The organism is Bradyrhizobium erythrophlei, assembly GCF_900129505.1.
Classification (GTDB): Bacteria; Pseudomonadota; Alphaproteobacteria; order Rhizobiales; family Xanthobacteraceae; genus Bradyrhizobium; species Bradyrhizobium erythrophlei_D.
Window position 1 is genome coordinate 8,284,648 of record NZ_LT670818.1, and the last position, 20,302, is coordinate 8,304,949.

Annotated in this window: 14 protein-coding genes; 10 read left to right on the forward strand and 4 right to left on the reverse strand. The window is 59.4% G+C overall.

Features of this window, described 5'->3' with window-relative positions:
* Nucleotides 1–154 precede the first annotated feature (154 nt).
* Nucleotides 155–751 (reverse strand): TetR family transcriptional regulator, encoded by a 597-nt coding sequence (locus tag B5525_RS39145; protein WP_079571492.1) that lies wholly within the window; start codon nt 749–751, stop codon nt 155–157.
* A gap of 418 nt (nt 752–1,169) precedes the next feature.
* On the opposite strand from B5525_RS39145, the gene purB reads away from it, so the two are divergent.
* From purB to B5525_RS39160, 3 genes are all read left to right on the forward strand, one after another.
* Entirely contained in the window at nt 1,170–2,477 is a 1,308-nt protein-coding gene (purB, locus tag B5525_RS39150; RefSeq protein WP_079571493.1) for an adenylosuccinate lyase, read from the forward strand.
* Nucleotides 2,478–2,559: 82 nt separating this feature from the next.
* Complete coding sequence (gene murI, locus B5525_RS39155; protein ID WP_079571495.1) at nt 2,560–3,357, forward strand: glutamate racemase; 798 nt, start codon at nt 2,560–2,562, stop codon at nt 3,355–3,357.
* Nucleotides 3,358–3,825: 468 nt separating this feature from the next.
* A complete protein-coding gene (locus B5525_RS39160) occupies nt 3,826–6,297 on the forward strand; it encodes an arylsulfatase (protein ID WP_079574390.1) in 2,472 nt (823 codons plus the stop codon).
* 265 nt (nt 6,298–6,562) lie between these two features.
* On the opposite strand, the gene B5525_RS39165 is transcribed toward B5525_RS39160, so the two are convergent.
* Entirely contained in the window at nt 6,563–8,005 is a 1,443-nt protein-coding gene (locus B5525_RS39165; protein WP_079571496.1) for a DUF1254 domain-containing protein, read from the reverse strand.
* Between the two features lie 765 nt (nt 8,006–8,770).
* On the opposite strand from B5525_RS39165, the gene B5525_RS39170 reads away from it, so the two are divergent.
* The 5 genes from B5525_RS39170 (at nt 8,771) to B5525_RS39190 (ending at nt 14,490) form a co-directional block, all read left to right on the forward strand.
* Nucleotides 8,771–9,115, forward strand: a complete 345-nt coding sequence (locus B5525_RS39170) for a DUF3302 domain-containing protein (RefSeq protein WP_079571498.1) — start codon at nt 8,771–8,773, stop codon at nt 9,113–9,115.
* The gene (locus B5525_RS39175; RefSeq protein WP_079571500.1) at nt 9,112–10,290 is read left to right on the forward strand and encodes an HlyD family secretion protein; all 1,179 of its coding nucleotides are present in this window, start codon (nt 9,112–9,114) and stop codon (nt 10,288–10,290) included. The genes B5525_RS39170 and B5525_RS39175 overlap by 4 nt, the downstream gene beginning before the upstream one ends.
* A 71-nt stretch (nt 10,291–10,361) precedes the next feature.
* Nucleotides 10,362–12,011: an efflux transporter outer membrane subunit gene (locus tag B5525_RS39180; protein ID WP_079571501.1), complete on the forward strand. Its 1,650-nt coding sequence runs from the start codon at nt 10,362–10,364 to the stop codon at nt 12,009–12,011.
* Nucleotides 12,012–12,243: 232 nt separating this feature from the next.
* The gene (locus B5525_RS39185; RefSeq protein WP_079571503.1) at nt 12,244–13,227 is read left to right on the forward strand and encodes an ABC transporter substrate-binding protein; all 984 of its coding nucleotides are present in this window, start codon (nt 12,244–12,246) and stop codon (nt 13,225–13,227) included.
* 288 nt (nt 13,228–13,515) lie between these two features.
* On the forward strand, nt 13,516–14,490 hold the full coding sequence (locus B5525_RS39190; RefSeq protein ID WP_079571504.1) for a zinc-dependent alcohol dehydrogenase family protein: 975 nt from the start codon (nt 13,516–13,518) through the stop codon (nt 14,488–14,490).
* A gap of 590 nt (nt 14,491–15,080) precedes the next feature.
* Here B5525_RS39190 and B5525_RS45085 read toward each other — a convergent pair.
* Nucleotides 15,081–15,233, reverse strand: a complete 153-nt coding sequence (locus tag B5525_RS45085) for a hypothetical protein (RefSeq protein ID WP_154073715.1) — start codon at nt 15,231–15,233, stop codon at nt 15,081–15,083.
* 1,574 nt (nt 15,234–16,807) lie between these two features.
* Between B5525_RS45085 and B5525_RS39220 the strand changes: the two genes are divergently transcribed.
* Together B5525_RS39220 and B5525_RS39225 are read left to right on the forward strand one after the other, a co-directional pair.
* Complete coding sequence (locus tag B5525_RS39220; protein ID WP_079574393.1) at nt 16,808–17,227, forward strand: RidA family protein; 420 nt, start codon at nt 16,808–16,810, stop codon at nt 17,225–17,227.
* Nucleotides 17,228–17,548: 321 nt separating this feature from the next.
* Entirely contained in the window at nt 17,549–19,336 is a 1,788-nt protein-coding gene (locus tag B5525_RS39225) for an adenylate/guanylate cyclase domain-containing protein (RefSeq protein WP_244567735.1), read from the forward strand.
* Nucleotides 19,337–19,368: 32 nt separating this feature from the next.
* Here B5525_RS39225 and B5525_RS48105 read toward each other — a convergent pair whose 3' ends face one another.
* Nucleotides 19,369–19,683 carry a putative quinol monooxygenase gene (locus tag B5525_RS48105; protein ID WP_079571513.1) on the reverse strand — a complete coding sequence of 105 codons (315 nt, stop codon included), beginning with the start codon at nt 19,681–19,683 and terminating at the stop codon, nt 19,369–19,371.
* Between the last annotated feature and the right edge of the window lie 619 nt (nt 19,684–20,302).

Genomic DNA, 20,302 nt, shown 5'->3' on the forward strand with positions numbered 1-20,302 from the left:
TTCCTCCGCGCCGATCCTATTCCCGCGGGCCTGTGCCCGATTTGAGGAATATCAAACAACGGCAGGAGGCTGGCGCGCAATCGCGCGAAAGGGAAAGTTCGAGGCGGGCTTACGGAACCTGGCGGCCGGTGCGGGGAAGAGCCGGAAAGGACGATCAGCGCTTACGCGGCGCCTCGAGCCCCCTGAGCAGCAACGCCACCACCGCGTCGACCCGCGCCGCATGGTCCGGGTCGCTCCACTCGTCGGAATGGGCGGGATGATGGAATCGGCTGGTCGCGTCGAAAAGCGCGCGCGCCGTGGCCTTGGCATCGGTCACCTGGAACACGCCCTGTTTCACGCCATCATCGAGAATATGCGCGATCTGATCGACCAGGCGATCCTTGTGCGCCTTCACGACCTTGCACGCCTCCTGGGCCAGCGCCAGATAGGTCGCGAACATCTCGGGATCATCGCAGACCTTCTTGTACTTGATCCCGATCATGGTGCGCAGCCAGCGCTCCAGCCTGGCCGTCGCCGGTCCGGTACTTTCGGTGATCTCCTGGAGCGGCGCATTGGCCCGGTCGAGCCAGCGCTTCGCGACGGCCTCCCGCAGCGAAGCCTTGCTCGGGAAATGGCGGTAGACGCTGCCGTGGCTGACATCGAGCGCACGGGCAACGTCCACTACTGTAGCCTTCGCCAGACCGAAACGGCGCAGCACGTCCTCGGTGACCTCCAGAATTCGCTCAGGGGTCAGAACAACGTTCTCGTTCATGCGCGCACCGTCTGTTTTCGCAAAGCGATCTGGCGGATTGTCATTGATGTACCTTTAGCGGGCAAGCCTTTCGGCCTGCTCGGCAAGATGACGGGCCACGCGGGCGTTGAGCCAGCGCTGGATTTGGGCGGTAAGATGTAAAATTTCGATCGTCATGGCGGAGTCCTCTGCAAGTCCCCAAGTTACCGGCTTGGCCGGCGCACCCGGGTGACGCCCAAGCATTGGCGTCAAAGGCAATATAGGGCATCTCGCTGACAGATTACAATATCTGTTAGTCAATAATCCGTGATTGGAGGGATCCGGCCCTCCGGCCGGGTCCGGTCGCCGGTCCGTTCGGCCCCCCCCCGGACGGGCGTTTGTCTCACCGTTACCGCTCTGCTAAAGCGCGGCGTAATCCCTTTAGCCCCACGAGTCGTCGATGATTTCCCGCTACACCCGCCCGGAAATGGCCGCCATCTGGGAGGCGCAGACGCGCTTCAAGATCTGGTTCGAGATCGAGGCGCATGCCGCTGATGCGCTGGCCGAATTAGGCGTCATCCCGAAGGAAGCGGCCAAAACGGTATGGGCCAAGGCCCGCGACGTCATTTTCGACGTGGCCCGGATCGACGAGATCGAGCGCGAAACCAAGCACGACGTCATTGCCTTCCTGACCCATCTGGCGGAAATCGTCGGCCCCGAGGCGCGCTTCGTGCACCAGGGCATGACCTCCTCCGACGTGCTCGACACCTGCCTCAACGTGCAGCTGACCCGCGCCGCCGACCTCTTGATCGACGACGTCGACAAGGTGCTCAAGGCGCTCAAGAAGCGCGCCTTCGAGCACAAGATGACGCCGACCATCGGCCGCTCTCACGGCATCCATGCCGAGCCGGTGACCTTCGGACTGAAGCTCGCTTACGCCTACGCCGAATTCACCCGCGCCCGCGAGCGCCTGGTCGCCGCCCGCAAGGAAATCGCAACCTGCGCGATCTCGGGCGCCGTCGGCACCTTCGCGCAGATCGATCCGCGTGTCGAAGAACATGTCGCAAAAGCGATGGGGCTGGTGCCGGAGCCGATCTCCACACAGGTGATCCCGCGCGACCGCCATGCGATGTATTTCGCAACGCTCGGCGTTACCGCCTCTTCGGTCGAGCGGCTCGCTACCGAGATCCGGCATTTGCAGCGCACCGAGGTGCTGGAAGCGGAAGAATTCTTCTCCGAGGGCCAGAAGGGTTCCTCGGCGATGCCGCACAAGCGCAACCCGGTGCTGTCGGAAAACCTCACCGGCCTCTCCCGCATGGTCCGCGCCTATGTCACGCCGGCGATGGAGAACGTCGTGCTGTGGCACGAGCGCGACATCTCGCACTCCTCGGCCGAGCGCATGATCGCACCCGATGCCACGGTGACGCTGGATTTCGCGCTCAACCGCCTCGCCGGCCTGATCGACAAATTGCTGATCTATCCCGAGAACATGATGAAGAACCTCGACCGGCTCGGCGGCCTCATTCACTCACAGCGCCTTCTGATCGCTCTGACCCAGAAGGGCGCCAGCCGCGAGGACGCCTACAGACTGGTGCAGCGCAACGCGATGCCGGTATGGCGCGGCGAAGGCGACTTCCAGACGCTGCTGAAGAAGGACGCCGAGGTGAAGAAATATCTCTCGGACGCCGAGATCTCCGAACAATTCGATCTCGGCTATCACCTCAAGCACGTCGATACGATTTTCAAGCGCGTGTTCGGAGAAGCGTGAGGCGGCGGGCGGGTCGTGCACGCCTCGTGATGGCGCACGATAGCAACTGAATAGCAATCCGGGATCGGTTAGGGTCGCTTCCGTGAGAACACTTCCGACGATTCTCGTGTTCGATTCCGGCCTTGGCGGCCTCACGGTCTTGCGTGAAGTCGTCAAGAGCCGGCCCGACGCGCATTATGTCTACGTCGCCGACGACGCGTTCTTTCCCTATGGCCATCATGGCGAGGACGAGATCATCGCGCGCGTGGTGCCGCTGATCGGCGAGCTGATCGCCGCCCATGCGCCCGCTCTGGTGGTGATCGCCTGCAACACTGCCTCAACGCTGGTGATGTCGCACTTGCGCGAAAGCTACAGGGTGCCGTTCGTCGGCACGGTGCCGGCGATCAAGCCGGCCTGCGCCAAATCAACGACAAAACGCGTCTCGGTGCTCGGCACCAGGGGCACCGTCAAGCGCGAATACACGAGGGCGCTGATCCGCGATTTCGCGCAAGGCTGCGACGTGACGCTGGTGGGCTCGGGTGAACTCGCATCCCTCGCGGAGACCGCATTGAGCGGCATCGAGGTCAGCGACGCCGCGATCGCGGCGGAACTTGCGCCGTGTTTTGTCGGAGACCGCGAAAATCCGTCAGCCCGCACCGACACCGTGGTGCTGGCCTGCACCCATTATCCGCTGCTGATGGACCGCCTGGTGGCGCTCGCGCCATGGAAGGTCGACTGGATCGATCCGGCGCCCGCGATTGCCCGGCGTGTGGTGGATCTGCTCGGGCCCTCCGGCATCGAGGCCGATTTGGCCGGCGCCGAAATGATCTTCACGTCGGGCCGGCCGCATAGGCTGAGCCGCGCCTTGATGCCGTTTTTCGGCGGCCGCGTTCCGGCGTGACCGCGGTTGTCTTACTTATGGGGTGCAGTCGAGTGCCCTAGGGCGTGGACTCATTGGCGCGCAGCCAAATTGAGGGCCGTTGGGCCAACAAGTGCGGCCGAGCGCCGAACACGCTGTCCCTGCCTATCATCGCAACCTCGGTTGTTTCGCCATCGGCAAGCCGAACGACTAACGAGACAAATAGTCCGCTTTGGGAAAATTCCTCTCGGGGCCCAGACGACCGCTTTTGGCATTTTGCGACATGCCGACTGCATTCGGCGATGACCGCTTTCAGGGGTAACCCGGAGACATTTGCTCAGATTGAGTTCTTCCGCGTTTGGACCCAGATCGGACATGGGCGCCCCCCGCAGATATTTCACTCGTCCGCCGAAAATGCATAGCCGCGAAATGAAGGTGCATTACGGTATCCTTATTACGCGTGCAGCGCACCGTCAAAAACGGCCGTTATAGGAGGACGTCGTGATTAGAATTGCGAGTTTCCTATCATCAACAAGCGTTCTTCTGTGTCTCTCGCTTGTGCCAGACGTATCGGCCCAGCAAATCACGGGCACGCCAGGTTCGCCCAGCGCCACGACCACAATCGAGGGCAAGCAGCTTCCACCCGAGCCCCCCAAGTTTGGCGGTGTGATCAACGAGGATGCCAAGCAATCCACGCCTTATTGGCAACCGTCTGTGGTACCGCCCAAAGGCGCGCCGAACGTGTTGCTGATCATGACCGATGACCAGGGCTATGGCGTGTCCGGCACCTTCGGCGGTGTCATCCCGACCCCGAGCATGGATCGCATCGCCAACGCGGGATTGCGCTATACCCAGTTTCACTCTACGGCGCTTTGCTCGCCGACGCGGGCAGCGCTGATCACCGGCCGCAACCACCATTCGGTAGGGTTCGGCGTGATCGGCGAAATGTCCACCGGCTATCCGGGCTATGATTCCGTCATCGGCCCCGAGAGCGCGACGACCGGAACTATTCTCCGCGATAACGGATACGCCACGTCATGGTTTGGCAAGAACCATAACACTCCCACCTATCTGTACAGCGCGGCCGGACCATTCGACCAATGGCCGGTCGGCATGGGCTTCCAGTACTTCTATGGGTTCATGGGCGGCGAGACCGACCAGTGGACGCCCTACCTGTTTCGCAACACGAGCCAGGTATTTCCATGGGTCGGCAAGCCCGGGTACAACCTCATCACCGACATGGCGGACGATGCCATCAACTATATGAACGGATTAAACGCGGCGGCGCCCGACAAGCCGTTCTTCCTGTATTACGTACCCGGTGGCACTCATTCGCCGCATCAACCGAAGAAAGAATGGATCGATAAGTTCAAAGGCAAGTTCGACATGGGCTGGGAGAAGATGCGCGAGCAGATCTTCGCCAACCAGAAGCGGCTTGGGGTTATCCCGGCGAATACGGCGCTCACGCCTTGGCCGGATACCTTGCCGAAGTGGGACTCGCTTTCATTTTTGCAAAAGAAATTATACGCCCGGGAGGCGGAGGTGTTTGCCGCCTACGCAGCCTATACCGACAATGAGATCGGCCGCGTCATACAGGCGGTCGACGACATGGGTAAACTCGACAACACGCTGATCATCTACATCAGCGGTGACAACGGCACCAGCGCCGAAGGAACCCTTGAGGGCACTCCGAACCAGATGACTGCCTACAACGGCATTCTGAAACTCCCTGAGGCCGAGCTGATGCTGCATTACGAGAATTGGGGTTCCGACAAAACCTACCCGCACATGTCGGTGGCGTGGTCGTGGGCCTTCGATACCCCGTTCAAATGGACCAAGCAGGTGGCGTCGCACTTCGGCGGCACCCGGCAAGGCATGGTCATCTCATGGCCCGGCCACATCACGGACGCCGGCGGCATCCGCACCCAATTCCATCATATGATCGACATCGTACCGACCATCCTCGAAGCCGCAGGCATCCAGGCTCCGGCCATGGTCAATGGCATCGCGCAAAAGCCCATCGAAGGCGTGAGCATGGCCTATACATTCGACAAGGCGAATGCCAACGCGCCCTCGAAGCGTGACACCCAGTATTTCGAAATGTTCGCCAATCGCGGAATCTATCACGATGGCTGGTACGCGTGCACGACGCCGCCGGTGCCGCCTTGGCTCATGGGAACGGAAAAGCTTCCCGAGATCAACGACTACAAGTGGGAACTCTACAACATCGCTGACGACTACTCGCAAAATAACGACCTCGCCGCCAGCAATCCCGACAAGTTGCGCGAGTTGCAGGCGCTGTTCCTGACGGAGGCGGCGAAATACCAAGTCTTGCCGCTGGATAATTCGATCCTGCCCCGCTTGGTGACGCCGCGTCCGAGCGCGACCGCCGGGCGAACTGTCTTCACCTATTTTGGTGAGAACGCCGGCATCCCGCTCGGCAATGCACCGAGCATTCTGGACAAGGATTACACGATCACGGCCGAAGTGACGGTACCGACAGGGGGCGCCGAGGGGATGATCGTGACGCTGGGCGGCCGCTTTGGCGGATACGCTCTCTACCTGCTCAAAGGCAAGCCGGTGTTCGTCTATAACTTGCTCGATCTAGAACGATACCGCTGGGAAGGCGGCGTGGGAGGTCGCGACTTGTTTAGCGATGCCCTCAAGCCCGGCAAGCACACGATCGTATTCGACTTCAAATATAACGGCCCCGGCCCGGGCAAGGGTGGCACCGGTGTACTGACGGTTGATGGTAAGCTGGTGGCCGCAAAGACGATCCCCCACACAATTCCGATACTGATGACCATCGATGAAACGTTTGACATTGGGAGCGACACGCGCACGACGGTGGACGACAGTTACAAACTGCCTTTCCGCTTCACCGGCAAGATCGACAAGCTCACGTACAAACTTGGTCCTGAACAGATGACGAATGACGAACAAAAGCTCATTCGACACGCGCTCGAAAGAGCACGAGATTAAGGAAGGCAATGCCAGAACTGCATGTAGGGGGCGCCGAACGCGCTCCCGACCAGATCGCCATCGGCAAGCCGAACGACTAACGAGACAAGTAGTCCGCTTTGGGAAAATTCCTCTCCGGGCCCCCGACGACCGTTTCTGGCACTTTTACGACATGCCGACTGCATTCGGCGATGTCCGCGTTCAGGGGCAACCCGGAAGACATTTACTCAGATTGAGTTCTTCCGCGTTTGACCCCAAAGACGACATCGCATGCCTGCGGCCGTTCCTACGCGACTCGCTTGATGCCGGGCGGCTGCCAGGTGCCTTCACCCGCCGGCAGGATCGAGGGTGGTTCGGTCTTCGGCCAATAGAGCCGCAACACCAGATAGATCGGGCCGTCCGGCGCAGGCAGCCAGTTGGCCTCCTTGTCGGCGCCCGGAGATTTGTTCTGGATATAAAGGGCCAGCGACCCGTCCGCATTTGTTTTCATGGTCGGCAGCATCGGAGAGTTGATCAGGTAGCGATTGATCGGGTTTTCGATCAGCAACTGCGACTTGCCGTCGTACATGGTCAGCGACCAGAAGGCATTCACCGGCGGCAACTGCCCCGCTGGGAATGTCAGCGTGTAATTGTGTTGGCTGCCGTCGAGGGTCTGACCATCGCTGTCGGTGCGCCTGGCGGGATACATCGCCTCCGCTGCGTCGTTGCCGTATATGCCTCCCTTCGCGCCAGCAGCGCGTTTCAACCAGTCGCCGTTGAAAAAAGCACTATCGCCGAAAAGCGAGCTGACTCGCCAGCCATTGATCGCCTTGCCGGCATTGGCGACGGCCTCATCGACCTTCTTCTCACCTTCCTTCATGCCCAAGCCGACTTCGAGCTTTTGCTCCAGCGGCAGCTCCTTGAAGTTGAAGGTTTTGCCGGGTCCGACGCCGATACTGGCGAGTTGCGCGCGTATCTCCTTCTCGTTCTCCTGCGCGGGAGCAAATTGCAGTGCGAAGTCGAGGTAGTCGAAAAAGTTCGTCTTCGCGAGTTCCTTGTCGATTTTAGGAAAATCGATCTTTGCTGCGGCCGTCGTAGCCGGTTGGTTCAGATAGGCCGAAAGCGTCTGCACCTTGTAGCCGGCCTGGACCTTCTTGACGTTGTCGAGATCGTCGGAGCTGAAGAGTTGGGTGCGATATATCGCTATCGAGAACTGGGTGCTCGACCGGAACACCTTTTTAATTCCGGGCGGAGTTGCGCCCTTCCAGTCCGGGGCGACTACCATGTAGTCGCCGGCTTCGCTTCCCGTGGCACGGGTCCCGATATAGCCGTAGTTGTAGGTATTGCCGTCGCACAGCATGACCGAGTAGTAGCGCTTCGGGTCCACCGGCGGGACCGAAAGCACGAGCGGCTCCGCCCGCAAGTCCATCCATACGACTGAATAAGGCGTGTCGCTGTTCGGTGTGACAACGGCTGTGTCTTTGTAGGTGAATACATTGGCAGCGTTCGCGATCTGATTGAACGGCGCCTTGAACTGCCCGGAATTGCGATCCACCGCAAACTCGTACATGACGCCGTAGCCCATCACAATGGGCAGGCCATAGATGAAGCCCGCCTCGGCAATGTCTTTTGCCTTGAGGAAGCCTGGGCGGTCGGCGCTCGTCTGCGCGAGCACCGGGACGGACTTCGTCGTCGACGCGGTGATTGCGGCCAAGGCGGCGGAACGAAGAAGATCGCGTTTTGTCAACATTTCCGACATTCCTTCCACTTTAGAGTTTGTGCTCAAGCGCGTGGGCGCCGCTCGCAGACCGATTTGGCTTCGAAAAGTTTAGCGCCTTCCCCGATGGCTGACTATGCAAAATCGGCCACCCTAAGCCCGGCCGGATGTCCGTTGTTGGCGTGCGCCGTGAAAGGCGGTGCTTTCCAGTGGGTGCAACCCGGCAACCGCTCCAGCCGGAAGCAATCGGAGCAGGAAGACCGGAAGTGAGCGGCGCGCGGTCAGAGTGACGCGATTGGACGGCAAAGCGGACGCTCGAGTTCCCCGCCGTTTTTGCATAGTGACCAGCAAAATGTTGCTGTAGCCTAGAGTCCATTCGGTGCGGGCCGGTGCGTGGGCTAATGAGATTGCGAGCGAAATATCCGCACGGCAGAGACAGTCGCCGACGTCCATTCCGAGGGAACGTCTCATGAAAAGCGACCCGCACACAGAGTCTCATTGCTGGCGCGCTCATTGGCGCACCGATGGCGCTCGCCGGGACGGTCTTCGCCCGGCGATGGTCGAATCATTGTCGAACCCCAACGCCTAAGTTCCGCCTCCTGACGTTGTCGCAGTACTCAACGCGACGGCCAGCAAACAGGGTCTCTCAGGCCTCGCTTGGATCGCGATGATTGTGGAAAACGCGCTTCAGTTGCCATAACGTGGACCGTAGTACTCGCGTATCAAACTAGGGTTTGCCGCGCGACGACTTTTCGGTTCTTCATTGAGGGATGGCCCGACAATTTAGGTAGCGACAAGATGGACTCCTCATTTGGTGCGCTGGACGCTTTCGCTTTTTTCGTGTTCGCGGTCCTGATTCTTGTCGGAGTAATCATTGTCGTCAGCTTGGGCAAACTGCCAGGCCAACTGGCGCAAAAATGGCAGCATCCGCAAGCTGGCGCCATCAATGCAATGAGCTGGGTCGGGATCGCGACAGGTGGCTTGCTTTGGCCGATTGCGTTCATTTGGGCGTTTACCACGCCGTTTGGGAGCAAACCCGCAGCGACCAGAGACGACCGGCAGCCGGGTGGCGCTGAACCCGATGCCGCCTCAACAAGTGTGACTGCGTTGCGCAAACCTTCGGACAAGGAGACGCGCACGTGATCGCATTTCTGATCATCATCTATGTTGCCGTCGCGCTCGTGTTGTTCAAGGTACTGCACCTGAAGCCAACGGCCTATCTAATCGCGACGATGATCGTCGTCGGCGTTTTCATGATCGGCGGGGTAGTGGTGGTCTGGACGCAGTCGGCGCCCATCACGGACAAAATGGTGACGAGCCAATATGTCGTGCAGCTCGTCCCTTACGTAAAGGGACAGGTCAAGACGATTTACGCCCAAGCACTTCAACCAATGAAGAAAGGCGAATTGCTGCTGGAGATTGACCCGGCGCCGTATCAGTACACGGTGAGCCAGGTCGAGGCACAGTTGGCGGCCTCGAAGGCCAACGTCAAGCAGGCCGAAGCTGGCCTTGCGACCGCAAATGCCGCCGTACCGAATGCGCAGGCCAATCTGGCCAAGGCGAAGGCAGCGGACGAGCTGGCCAAAACCCAGGAGCAGATCGCCCTCAACATTCAACGCGCGGACAAGGCGGCGATCAGCGTGCTGAACGTGGCCAAGGCGACACAGGAACGCCAGGAGGCGGATGCCGCCGTTCAACAGGCCGAAGCTGGGCTCGCACAAGCGCAGGCTTCTGCGCAGCAGGCTGCCGCCGCAGTGCAAACAGCCCAGAGCAACGTCCCTGTCGTCGAAGCTCAATTGGAGGACGCGCAATTCAACCTCGCCCAGTGCAAGATGCTCGCGCCCAGCGACGGCTATGTGGTGAACTGGCAAGTGCAGGTCGGAACCATGCTGGGACCCGCGCCGCTTGCCGCAGCCGGAACTTTCGTCAATGTGTCTGATACCGCCGTCGCCGCGGTATTCCCGCAAAACTGGCTCTCGAATGTCGAACCTGGCAATGACGTGGAAATGGTCCTCAACCCATACCCCGGCCGCCTATTCCTGGGAAAAGTGGACTATGTGATTTCCGCATCAGGCGGCGGACAGTTTACGACCAGCGGTACCATCCCCAATGCCGCCAGGATCGGATCCGACGGGCTTTACGCCGTGCGTATCAATTTCAGCGACGATGCCGTCGCCCGGAAGCTTTCTCTCGGTTCGGGTGGATCAGCCGTAATCTACACGAACAAGGGCAAGGCCACGCACGTCATTTCGAAGGTCGCGATCCGGATGAAGAAGTGGCTGTTGTATGTCATGCCTTCGGTGGAAAAGCCGTCGTAGGGAGCAAGATCGGAATGACGCAACACACGAGTTAGGTCAAATTCGACGTACGCGGTGGGGGAACGAAGTTCGTGGTCAGGCAATATCAAACGCTGGTTGGCCGGCCGCGCCCTGTCTCTACTGCGTCCGGCGCAGCAATTTACTGGATATTTGTGGCGGCGCTTCTTGTGTCGGTGACGGCATGCACTATCGGGCCGGACTTCACGGCGCCTGTTGCCCCGCTCGCCGAGAAATTTCGTGACGTAGACAATCGCTCCGCCAGATCCGGTCCCCTTGAGTACCAGAATTGGTGGGAAGGCTTTCGGGATCCGACCCTCAATAAACTGATCCAGATTGCATATAATCAGAATCTGACCTTGCTGAGCGCGGGGACCCGCGTGCTGCAGGCGCGTGCGGTGCTGGGAATCGCTATTGGCATATCTTACCCCCAAGTACAGCAAGGAGCGGGCTCGGTTATCTACAACAGGACCAGCGCGGCCACACCACTGTCGGCACCGAATGCGACGCCCTCGTATTTCTGGACCGATGCCGTTGCTGCGCAAGCGGCCTGGGAGCTGGATTTCTGGGGCAAGTTTCGCCGAGGGGTCGAATCCGCCGATGGCGCTTATCTCGCGTCGATCGCGTCCTATGACAACGTGCTGGTGTCGCTGCTTGGCGACGTTACCGCGACTTACATCGGCATTCGCACGACAGAGCAGCTGATCGGTATTGCGCGCGACAATGTTCGCAGGCAGGAGCAGGCGCTCAGTATCGCGAACGCAAAATTCAAGGGCGGCGGCACCTCGGAGCTTGACGTCTTCCAGGCAACGAACGTCCTCGAACAGACCCGGGCGGCAATACCGCAACTCACAATACAGTTGCAGCAAGGAGAAAACGCGCTCTGCGTGCTGCTCGGCGTTCCCCCACAGTCGTTGGGAATGTTGCTTTCCCGTTCGGTGGGCCGGATACCTTCGCCGCCGCGAACCGTCGTTGTCGGTATCCCCGCGGATCTGCTGCGCCGCAGACCGGATGTTCGCGCCGCCGAGCTTGCTGCCCTGGCGCAAAGCGCACAGATCGGCGTCGCCCTGACGCAACTCTATCCGGCAATCAGCATCACCGGCGCTTTCGGCGGCTCGGCCAGCACCGCCAATGGCCACACCCTTGGCGACGTCGTCAGCTGGAAGGGGGTGACCTATGCCGCCGGTCCGTCATTCCAATGGAATCTCCTGAACTACGGGCAGATCACCAACAATGTTCGATTGCAGGATGCGAGGCTTCAACAACTATTGGTCGACTATCAGAACACCGTGCTGAGTGCCCAGCAGGAAGTAGACAACGGTCTGGTGACCTATCAGCAGTCGCGCAACCAGGCTGAATTTCTGCGTCGCAGCGTCGTGGCGGCAAATGGCGCCCTGAGAATTGCGCTGGAGCAGTACGAGCAAGGCGCGACGTCTTTTACCACCGTGCTGACCGCGGAGCAGAACCTCTTTCAGGCCCAGAACAGCCTGGCCGGTGCCTTGGCCAGCGTTCCGCTTGGCCTCACTGCGGTGTTTCGGGCACTTGGCGGCGGATGGCAGATACGGGTGGACGGTAACTTCGTGACCGCGGCAACAGTCGACCAGATGCGTGCGCGTACGGATTGGGGCATCCTGCTTCCGCCCACCAGCGCGCCGCAACCGCCAGCCCCAGGCCTTCCGGGCCCCGAGGATATAGGACCCACGGTTCGACCGCCCGAATGGTAAGTTCCGCGACTACCTGTCAACACGAAACAGTGGGGCTTCAGTAGTTAGCTTGGTTTCGTGAGTGCCAACGGCGTGATTGAATATGTCTCGCGATTTCCGTGTTTGGCACTTGGCGTCGTTTCGCTGCGGACGTCGCGTATTTTACGAAAGCGCTTCCGCCGCGTGCAATTTCGCGCCTTCCGATGCATTTGCCTGCTAGCATCGTACCGTCTGATCACTACGGAGGCGGCTCATGAAACGGCGTGATTTCATCGCCCTGGTCGGGACCTTAGTAATAGCGCCGCGTGTGGCCATCGCGCAGACGCCTGGCAAGGTCTATCGCCTCGCGCTCGTCAGCCCCGGCGGACTTTTGCCGGAATCTGCTCTTTACGCGAAGCTTTTGCTCGGCGGACTTGCGAAGCTTGGTTATGCGCCCGGACAAAATCTGGCCTTCGAGCGACCGCGTGGGGCGGTTGGGCAGCCCGTCCAGCTTCCGCATCTGATGGAGGAATTGAAGGCAGCCAAGGTCGATGTCATCGTAATCCTTGGCTATCCGACGGCCGTCGCGGCCAAAGCGGCCGGGATACCCACGGTCGTGGCGTTCGGCATCGGCGATCCGGTTGCGACCGGCCTCGTCGTCAACCTCGCGCAGCCGGAAGGCAATATCACCGGTATCTCGGACGTGGCGACGACACTCAGCACCAAACGGCTGGGTTTGCTCAAGGAGCTGTTGCCGAAACTTCATCGCGTCGCGATGCTGTGGAACAAGGACGACCTAGGGATGTCGCTGCGCTACGACGCATCGGCAAAGGCGGCCGCAGCGATGGGGGTCGATGTGGAGGCGGTGGGTGTGCGTGAACCTGACGATTTCAACGAAGCGTTCGCGGTGATGGATCGTGAGCCGCCGGACGCCATTCTGATGGTTTCCGACTCGCTCACCGTGCTCAACCGCAAGCGCGTGTTCGACTATGCCGCCGCACACCGGCTGCCGGCGATCTACGAGTACGACCCGCTGGTTCGCGAGGGCGGCTTGATGTCCTATGGGCCGGACTTGCGAGAATCTTTCGAACGCGCCGCCTCCATGGTGGATCGTCTCTTCAAGGGAGCGAAGCCCGCCGATCTTCCGTTCGAACAGCCGACGCGCTATTTGTTTGTGCTCAACCTCAAGACTGCGAAATCGATCAGTCTCGAAATTCCACCGACGGTGCTGGCGCTGGCCGACGAGGTGATCGAATGAGGCGAGCCACTTCCGTTCATGGCACCTTTGAGACATGCCGACCGGCCTTGAGAATGTCCGCTAATCGGGGAGTATCGGAAGTGGTCGGTCGACCGTCAAACCAACGCGATTGACCCCCATAACGGACATGTCCAGATTCGCTGGTGGCTCGACCCGGTCGCGATTGACCCAATGTATGGTCCGGCCGTTCGGTGCAAGAGGTTTCGTGGATCTGGCAAATGCGGTCTTGCATCAATGTATGTGGGACGCGAAATACGATCAAAGGCTCCAAACCGAAGGAGACCCTCAATGCGCGCGCTTCAAATCTCCGCCTATGGTGACCCGCTCAAGGTCTTGGAACTCGTTGATGTCCCCGAGCCGGGTGTGCCGGGAGCGGGCGAGGTCCTAATCGACGTCGAACTGGCGCCCCTGAATAAGCATGACCTCCTGTTCATACGCGGCTTCTTCGGGGGCCCGCCGACGCCAACTGTCGTTGGAAACGAGGGGTTCGGTCGGGTTGCAGCGGTAGGTCCTGGTGTTGCCAACGTTAAGGTCGGCGAGCACGTGCTAGCGCCAGTTTTCGGGCTGACCTGGAGGGAGCGCCTGATCGCTCCGGCCGAGGGGCTCTTCCCGCTACCTGACGGTGATCGGCTGCAGTTCGCGCAGCTCGGCAGCAACCCACCCACGGCAGCGCTGATCCTCAGCGAATATACGGACCTCAAGCCCGGCGATTGGGTCGTTCAAAATGGAGGAAATTCCGGCGTCGGCCGGTCTTTGATCGCGATTGCGAAGCTGCGTGGCATTCGAACGATCAGCCTCGTGCGGCGGCGCGAACTGATCGACGAACTCAAGGGTGCGGGATCAGACTTGGTGCTCGTGGACGAACCGGCCGCAGTCGAGGAGGCAGCGCGCGTTATCGGCAAAGGTTCGGTTCGGTTGGCGGTTGATACAGTGGGCGGTGATGCGACGGCAACGCTCATTCAGATGCTGTCGGACCGCGGTGTGCTCGTCACCTACTCAGCGGCAAGCGGCCAGCCGCTTGCGATCAACGCGCTTCTCCTCATTGGCAAGCACCTGACAGTCAAAGGCTTCTTCCTGGGCGACTTCGATCATATGTCGAAGATCCTCCCAGCGCAGATCGAAGCCGCGCCTCTCGTCGCCGCCGGGGCGCTGCGCGTTCCCGTCGCTGCGGTTTATCCGATGTCGAAAATCAAGGAAGCCGTCGCCCATCTGCTCAAGGGCGGCAAGATCCTGATCGACGTCGCCAGCGCATCCAATGGGTAGCATTACCCACGACCGCGCGAGCCTCGCGGTCGCGCGGCTATCTGGACGGACAAGGCTGTGTGCTCATAGACTCAGCCGGCGCATCGAAATTGATGCCCGCTTTGCCTAAAACGACGCGATTGCTGCAGGCAGAAAAATGACGCTATGGTCGGGAAGGATCACCCGCGCCGCTGCGATGAGACCTTGCTACGAGCTTGTCTTTGCTAAGTCTCATGAGTCCGAAATTGGCACTTTCGGTCATGCCGGGGTCCGTGCGCGGTGGAAGACCGGAAGTGGTGTTTCGGGGCTGTCAGGACCGCTTTTGACCCCAAAGCGGGCATCAGCCACAACGCCAGCATCGCGCGCTTGTATCTCGGCCTCCTATTCAGTTCCGCGGCAGAACAGGAGTCCTTGCAGCAGCTTGATAGTCCCCGCAATCGCAACGTCGTGTCGAACGTTGCTAAGGAGGAGGAAATGCGGTACCGGCAAACGTTGCGAGCGCTGACGTAGCAAGTTAGGCAAGAGCGCGCTATGACACAGTGCAGTGCCGCCGCACCGCGAAATAGCTCACCGGGGCATAAAGGGCATGGGAAAACGGAGCTTATGGCCCGTTATCGTGCAACCCCGCCCAACGGCGGCATGAGTGTTGTTGTGAAATGGCGCAGGCGCCGCCGCGCGGCACGCAGGTTGGCAGTCGTGCGGCTTTCAACAAACCACAGAACTTTAGCAACCTCGGCAAACGCCTTTGATCTTTCGATCGACATTCGCGTCCTCCTGATCGATGCTCTGCTGAGACGGAGATATCGATGCGGGAATATCGACCGCACGTGGCTGGCGATGGCCGAGCGGTGCCGACCAGGGTCTGGTTGTGGTTTCGTTTGACGCGTAAGCGCGCGGCACTTGGACCATCGCTTGTGCGAGTACGGGGGTTGCCATTGCCGCTGACAGAATTATAGCCAAACCAAGTAGTCTAAAATTGATCACCGACGCCTCCGTGCAGTATCTGCCGCGCTTGATTGCGCTTCTGATGGACAGACTCTCTTCGGGGCTGGGATATTCCCAAGTTGTGCGTTTTTGCTCGGAGGTCGATTTGATCGCCCTTGCGACTTGGCTGAGCAATCGCCGGCGTATGCGGGCGCCACACCGTGGTCAACGTTGGGCTTCTGGCGGGAATTCTAACGTCCGGGGCTGGCGCTGGATTCAGCCATGTCGGAATACCTTCGAACGGAATAGCGACTACAAATCAGTCTGACAGTTTCAGCATCGTGCTCGCTGCGGATCGCGGCCTCAAGCGCGACGCGGGCAAGGCTCTGGCTGACGAGGCGCTCACGCTTCGGTGATTGCGCGTGATGAAATAATTCCGAACGTTCACCGCACTTGGTCCTAGGAGCCGAGCTTGGCTTTTATCACCATGTGGAGAAAACCAATGACCAAATTGACCTTCGTGGCGGCTGCGCTGGTTGCGGCAGCCGCATACACTCAAGCCTCAGCCGCCCGCAACAATGTCGCGTCACGGCACGCCCAGGCCACCACGACGACCAGTACCGTCGTCAATTGTGTGCGGGCTCCGAACGTTGGCGCGTTCGCTTCAGCTCCTTATTCTTCACCGCCTTGCATGCCGGGCACAGCTAACTGACGGTGCGAACGGTCGGGTTGGCGGACTTTTTGGCCAGCTCGATCATCGTCGCCTGTACGGATCGAGGGATGACCGTAATGGCCGATACGCAAGGTGACGCCCTCGCCAACGCGAGCAGTAACGCGGCCCGAAAATCGAAACCTGCTCGTCTGGTCGCGTAACCGTGATCCCGTATTCGAAAATAAGCTGACGTGTTGCGGAATGCCGGGCGTCGAAGGCAAGTCTGGTTATCAGATAATCCCCATAACGGGTCAGCCAGGTAGGAGCAAGAAATGACTAGATTCAAAGTTCTTCACGCGTTCGCAATACTCTCAATTCTGATCGCTACAGAGGCCCAGGCGCACGGGATCGGCGGCCGCGAGGTCGCCGCCCCGCCCTGGAGCGCCGCATGCATGACCGATCAAGGCCCAAGCGTGTGCGGCGAACCCATGTGGATCTATGGCACCATTGGCGATCGCGCCGGAACTGCGTTGTCGCCTGAACCCAATGTGCCGCATAGAAATGAGGGATACAAACCGCACATTGATTGGCCGGCCAATATGATCCTCGGGTAACTCCCGATCACGCGTTGAAGTCGAAGCGTGTTACCCTGCGGACATTGCCGGGGAGATCCGCAAGCCGTTTTGGCAGGAAGTGAAGGGGAGTTGGCCGTGAGCAAGGAGATATTTAGCCCGGCGTCTCGGTCGCAACACGGAGATGATCATGTCGAAGCCGTCGAAGGAATTCATTAACCCGAAGACCCTGATAGCGCCGGCCGCGGCCGTGTATTCGCACATCGCCAAGGTCAATCGCGGAACGATCGTCTATATTTCCGGCCAGGTCTCGAGCGACGCGTCCGGCAAGATCATTGGCGAGGGCGATTTCGAGGCACAGGTTGAGCAGGTCTTCGCCAATCTCAAGATTGCAGTCGAAGCCGCCGGCGGCGTGATGGACGATATCGTCAAGCTGAATTACTTTCTCGCCGCCGAGGTCGATCAGGCCGACGTGCCGAAAATGCGCCCGATACGCGACCGCTATCTCAATGTTGACAAGCCGCCGGCCAGTACGTTTGTTGTCGTGAGCCGCCTGATGCGGCCGGGGTGGCTGATCGAGATCGAGGCGGTTGCTGCAATCGACGACTAATCGAACCGCTGGTCGGCGGCCGCGACCTTCGAGGGCGAGTTTTCCAATGTGACACGCTCATAAAGGGGCAAGGGTGTGGTCCGGTACTTTTGGTGACGTCGCCGAGCAGATCATATTGCGCTGCATGAGTCCGGAAGTGGCACTTAGCGTCGTTTCGCTGCGATGCGGAATTTGGTCTGCTATCCGCGGGGCTAAAGCAGACGTAAGCTGGTTACCCCGGAATTTCGCCTTTTGATCCTTATCGGAAGTCGGCCCTAGCCCGAGAGGGGTCCGCCGTGCTTTGGTATGTCGGGCTGAAGTGGGCGATCTAAGGGGCGTCATTTGACCAGTGAGCGGCTCGAACGGCGATTGGCGGCTGTATTGGCGGCTGATGTGGCCGGGTATAGCCGGCTCATGGGCATCGACGAGGAAGGTACGCTGGCTCGGCTGAAAGCGTTCAGAAAGACCCTTGTCGACCCCACAATCGCCGCCCATCGCGGACGCATCGTTAAGACCACGGGCGACGGCATGCTGGTCGAATTTGCCAGCGCCGTCGATGCCGTGCGAAGTGCAGTTGAAGTCCAGCGCGGTGTGGCAGAGCAGAATGCGACCGTGGCGAAGGATCAACGGATCGAATTCCGCATCGGCATTCACGTCGGTGATATCATTTTCGACGAAAATGATATTTTCGGCGAGGGCGTTAATATTGCTGCCCGCCTTGAAGGCATCGCCGAACCGGGCGGGGTCTGCGTTTCCAATGACGCCTACCGGCAAGTGCGCGGCAAGGTCGAAATTGTCTTTGATGACATGGGACCGCAGCTTCTCAAGAATATTGCTGAGCCTATGCAGTCGTGGCGGGTTAGGCTGAGTGGTCAGACCTCATCCGCAGTAAAGTCAGGTTCCGTCGTAAGCCATCCTCAGCCTCTCAGCCTTCCCGACAAACCGTCCATCGCGGTGTTGCCATTTCAGAACATGAGCGGCGATCCCGAGCAGGAATATTTTGCCGACGGGATGGTCGAGGACATCATCACCGCGCTCTCTCGTTTTAAGTCCCTGTTCGTAATCGCGCGCAATTCGAGCTTTTGCTACAAAGGTAAGACGGTCGATATCAAACAGGTCGGTCGCGAACTCGGAGTACGATACGTACTTGAGGGAAGCGTTCGAAAATCCGGCAATCGGGTCCGCATCACTGGCCAGCTTATCGATGCACCAACGGGGGGGCATTTATGGGCAGATCGTTTTGATGGAGGATTGAAAGATATTTTCGACCTTCAGGACCAAGTTACAACGCGGGTCGTTGGCATAATCGAGCCTACTGTTGAACAAGCCGAGGTGAGGCGAGCGACGAGAAAGTCGACCATTAATTTGGACGCCTATGATTATTTCATTCGAGGAATGGCACGCATCTACACGTCGACAAAAGAAGGTATCGAAGACGCAATCCAAGATTACTCAAAGGCCATCGAGATTGATCCTAATTTCGCCGCACCCTATGGCTGGTCAACGATAGCCTACACCAGACGTAAGCAGGGCTTATGGATGTCGGACCCCTCCGCCGAGATCAGTGAGGGAATTCGTCTCGCACGCAAAGCGATAGAGTTGGGAAGGGATGATGCGTTTGCACTCGGCGCGGGTGGTTTTGGGCTCGCATTCCTCGCCGGTGAGCTTGACGCTGCTTTAGCGTTAACGGACCGGGCGCTCGTTCTCAATCCCAACCTTGCAAACGGTTGGCACGCGAGTGGCTGGATTAGAAGTTACATCGGCGATCCGGACACGGCCATTGAGCACCTGGCTAAGGCGATGCGGCTTAGTCCATTAGATTTTCAAATGCCGCAGTTTTGGATGGCGACTGCATTGGCCACACGCTGTGCGGGCCGGTTTGAAGAGTCGGCATCATGGGCTGCGAAGGTTTTGCAGGAGGCTCCGGATTTTGTCGCGGGGCTCACAAATTACGCGGTAAGTAGCGCTCTCGCAGATCGAATTGAGGAGGCCCAAGCAGCCATGTCCCGGGCTCTTCGAATTGACCCGAAAATCCGTCTGTCGAGCATGCCGATCCTAACGGTCCTACGTAGAGCCGAAGACCGAAATAACTATTGTCAGGGAGCCCGATTGGCCGGGATGCCGGAATGAGTACTATTACCATTCCGAGTAAGGGATCGCGGCTATTCGATCCGTGTAAGCCGTATGAATGTAAACTTCTCGGGTACACAATCACGAAGTCTCGGCATTAGTGCCGCTAGATGGTCAGCACTAAGGTGCGCTTGAACGGCTGCTTGATCCGCCCAGCGTTCGACCAATATGTAGGTTTGCGGGGCGTCGGCCCGATACCACTCGTACCGCAAACACCCGCTGTCTCGGGAAAGCGTGTTTGCAGTCAGTTCCCTTGTAAGCACCTCGAACGCCTCTTCCATACCGGCATTCACGCGCTGTGTTGCTATGATGTCTATCATCCTCGCCCTCCGCTGTTTGAGCCGCATGATAGTATGCTAGGGCAACAATAAACAGCCGGTTGAGCGCAATTGATTTCCGGTATTGGCACAAAGCAGACGTGCGAAGGCCAGCCCGGATGTCCGCTTCCGGAGGGGCATATCGGACATCGAGTAGCAATCAAGCTCGATCTATGGGAACGCGCCCCAGTTGAAGCGACCGGAAGGCTGTCGATGGGTGCACGGTAATCCGAGCAACTGGCCGAACGCTTTACCTCGAAACAGGCGGCGCTTGCCTTGCTCCGTCGCGCAACTCCATCTGACACTCCTTCCATAGATGTACATATTCGGAGGAGGTTCAGCGTGCTCGATTGATGTGAGCATTTTCGCGGACCCGATGTTCGCTTGGCCGCCGCCGTCTGCTTCGTAATGCTATCCAGATGATGCCTTTAGGCTCATCTTGCGAAACGTGAACTGCGTCGCCTTGCGCAAGCACAATCTTGCGACCCGGCTGCGACAAAACAACCCGCCGGGCAAATCACTTAAAAACCTGTCCAGCCCTGCTGCGAAAAATATTCCGCTTTCGCCGTCGGGCAAATCAGTGATTTGAATCCGCGCGTCTCACCCGATGAGAGGGGCGGGTCGCGATCGTCACGAACGCGCGGTGGGA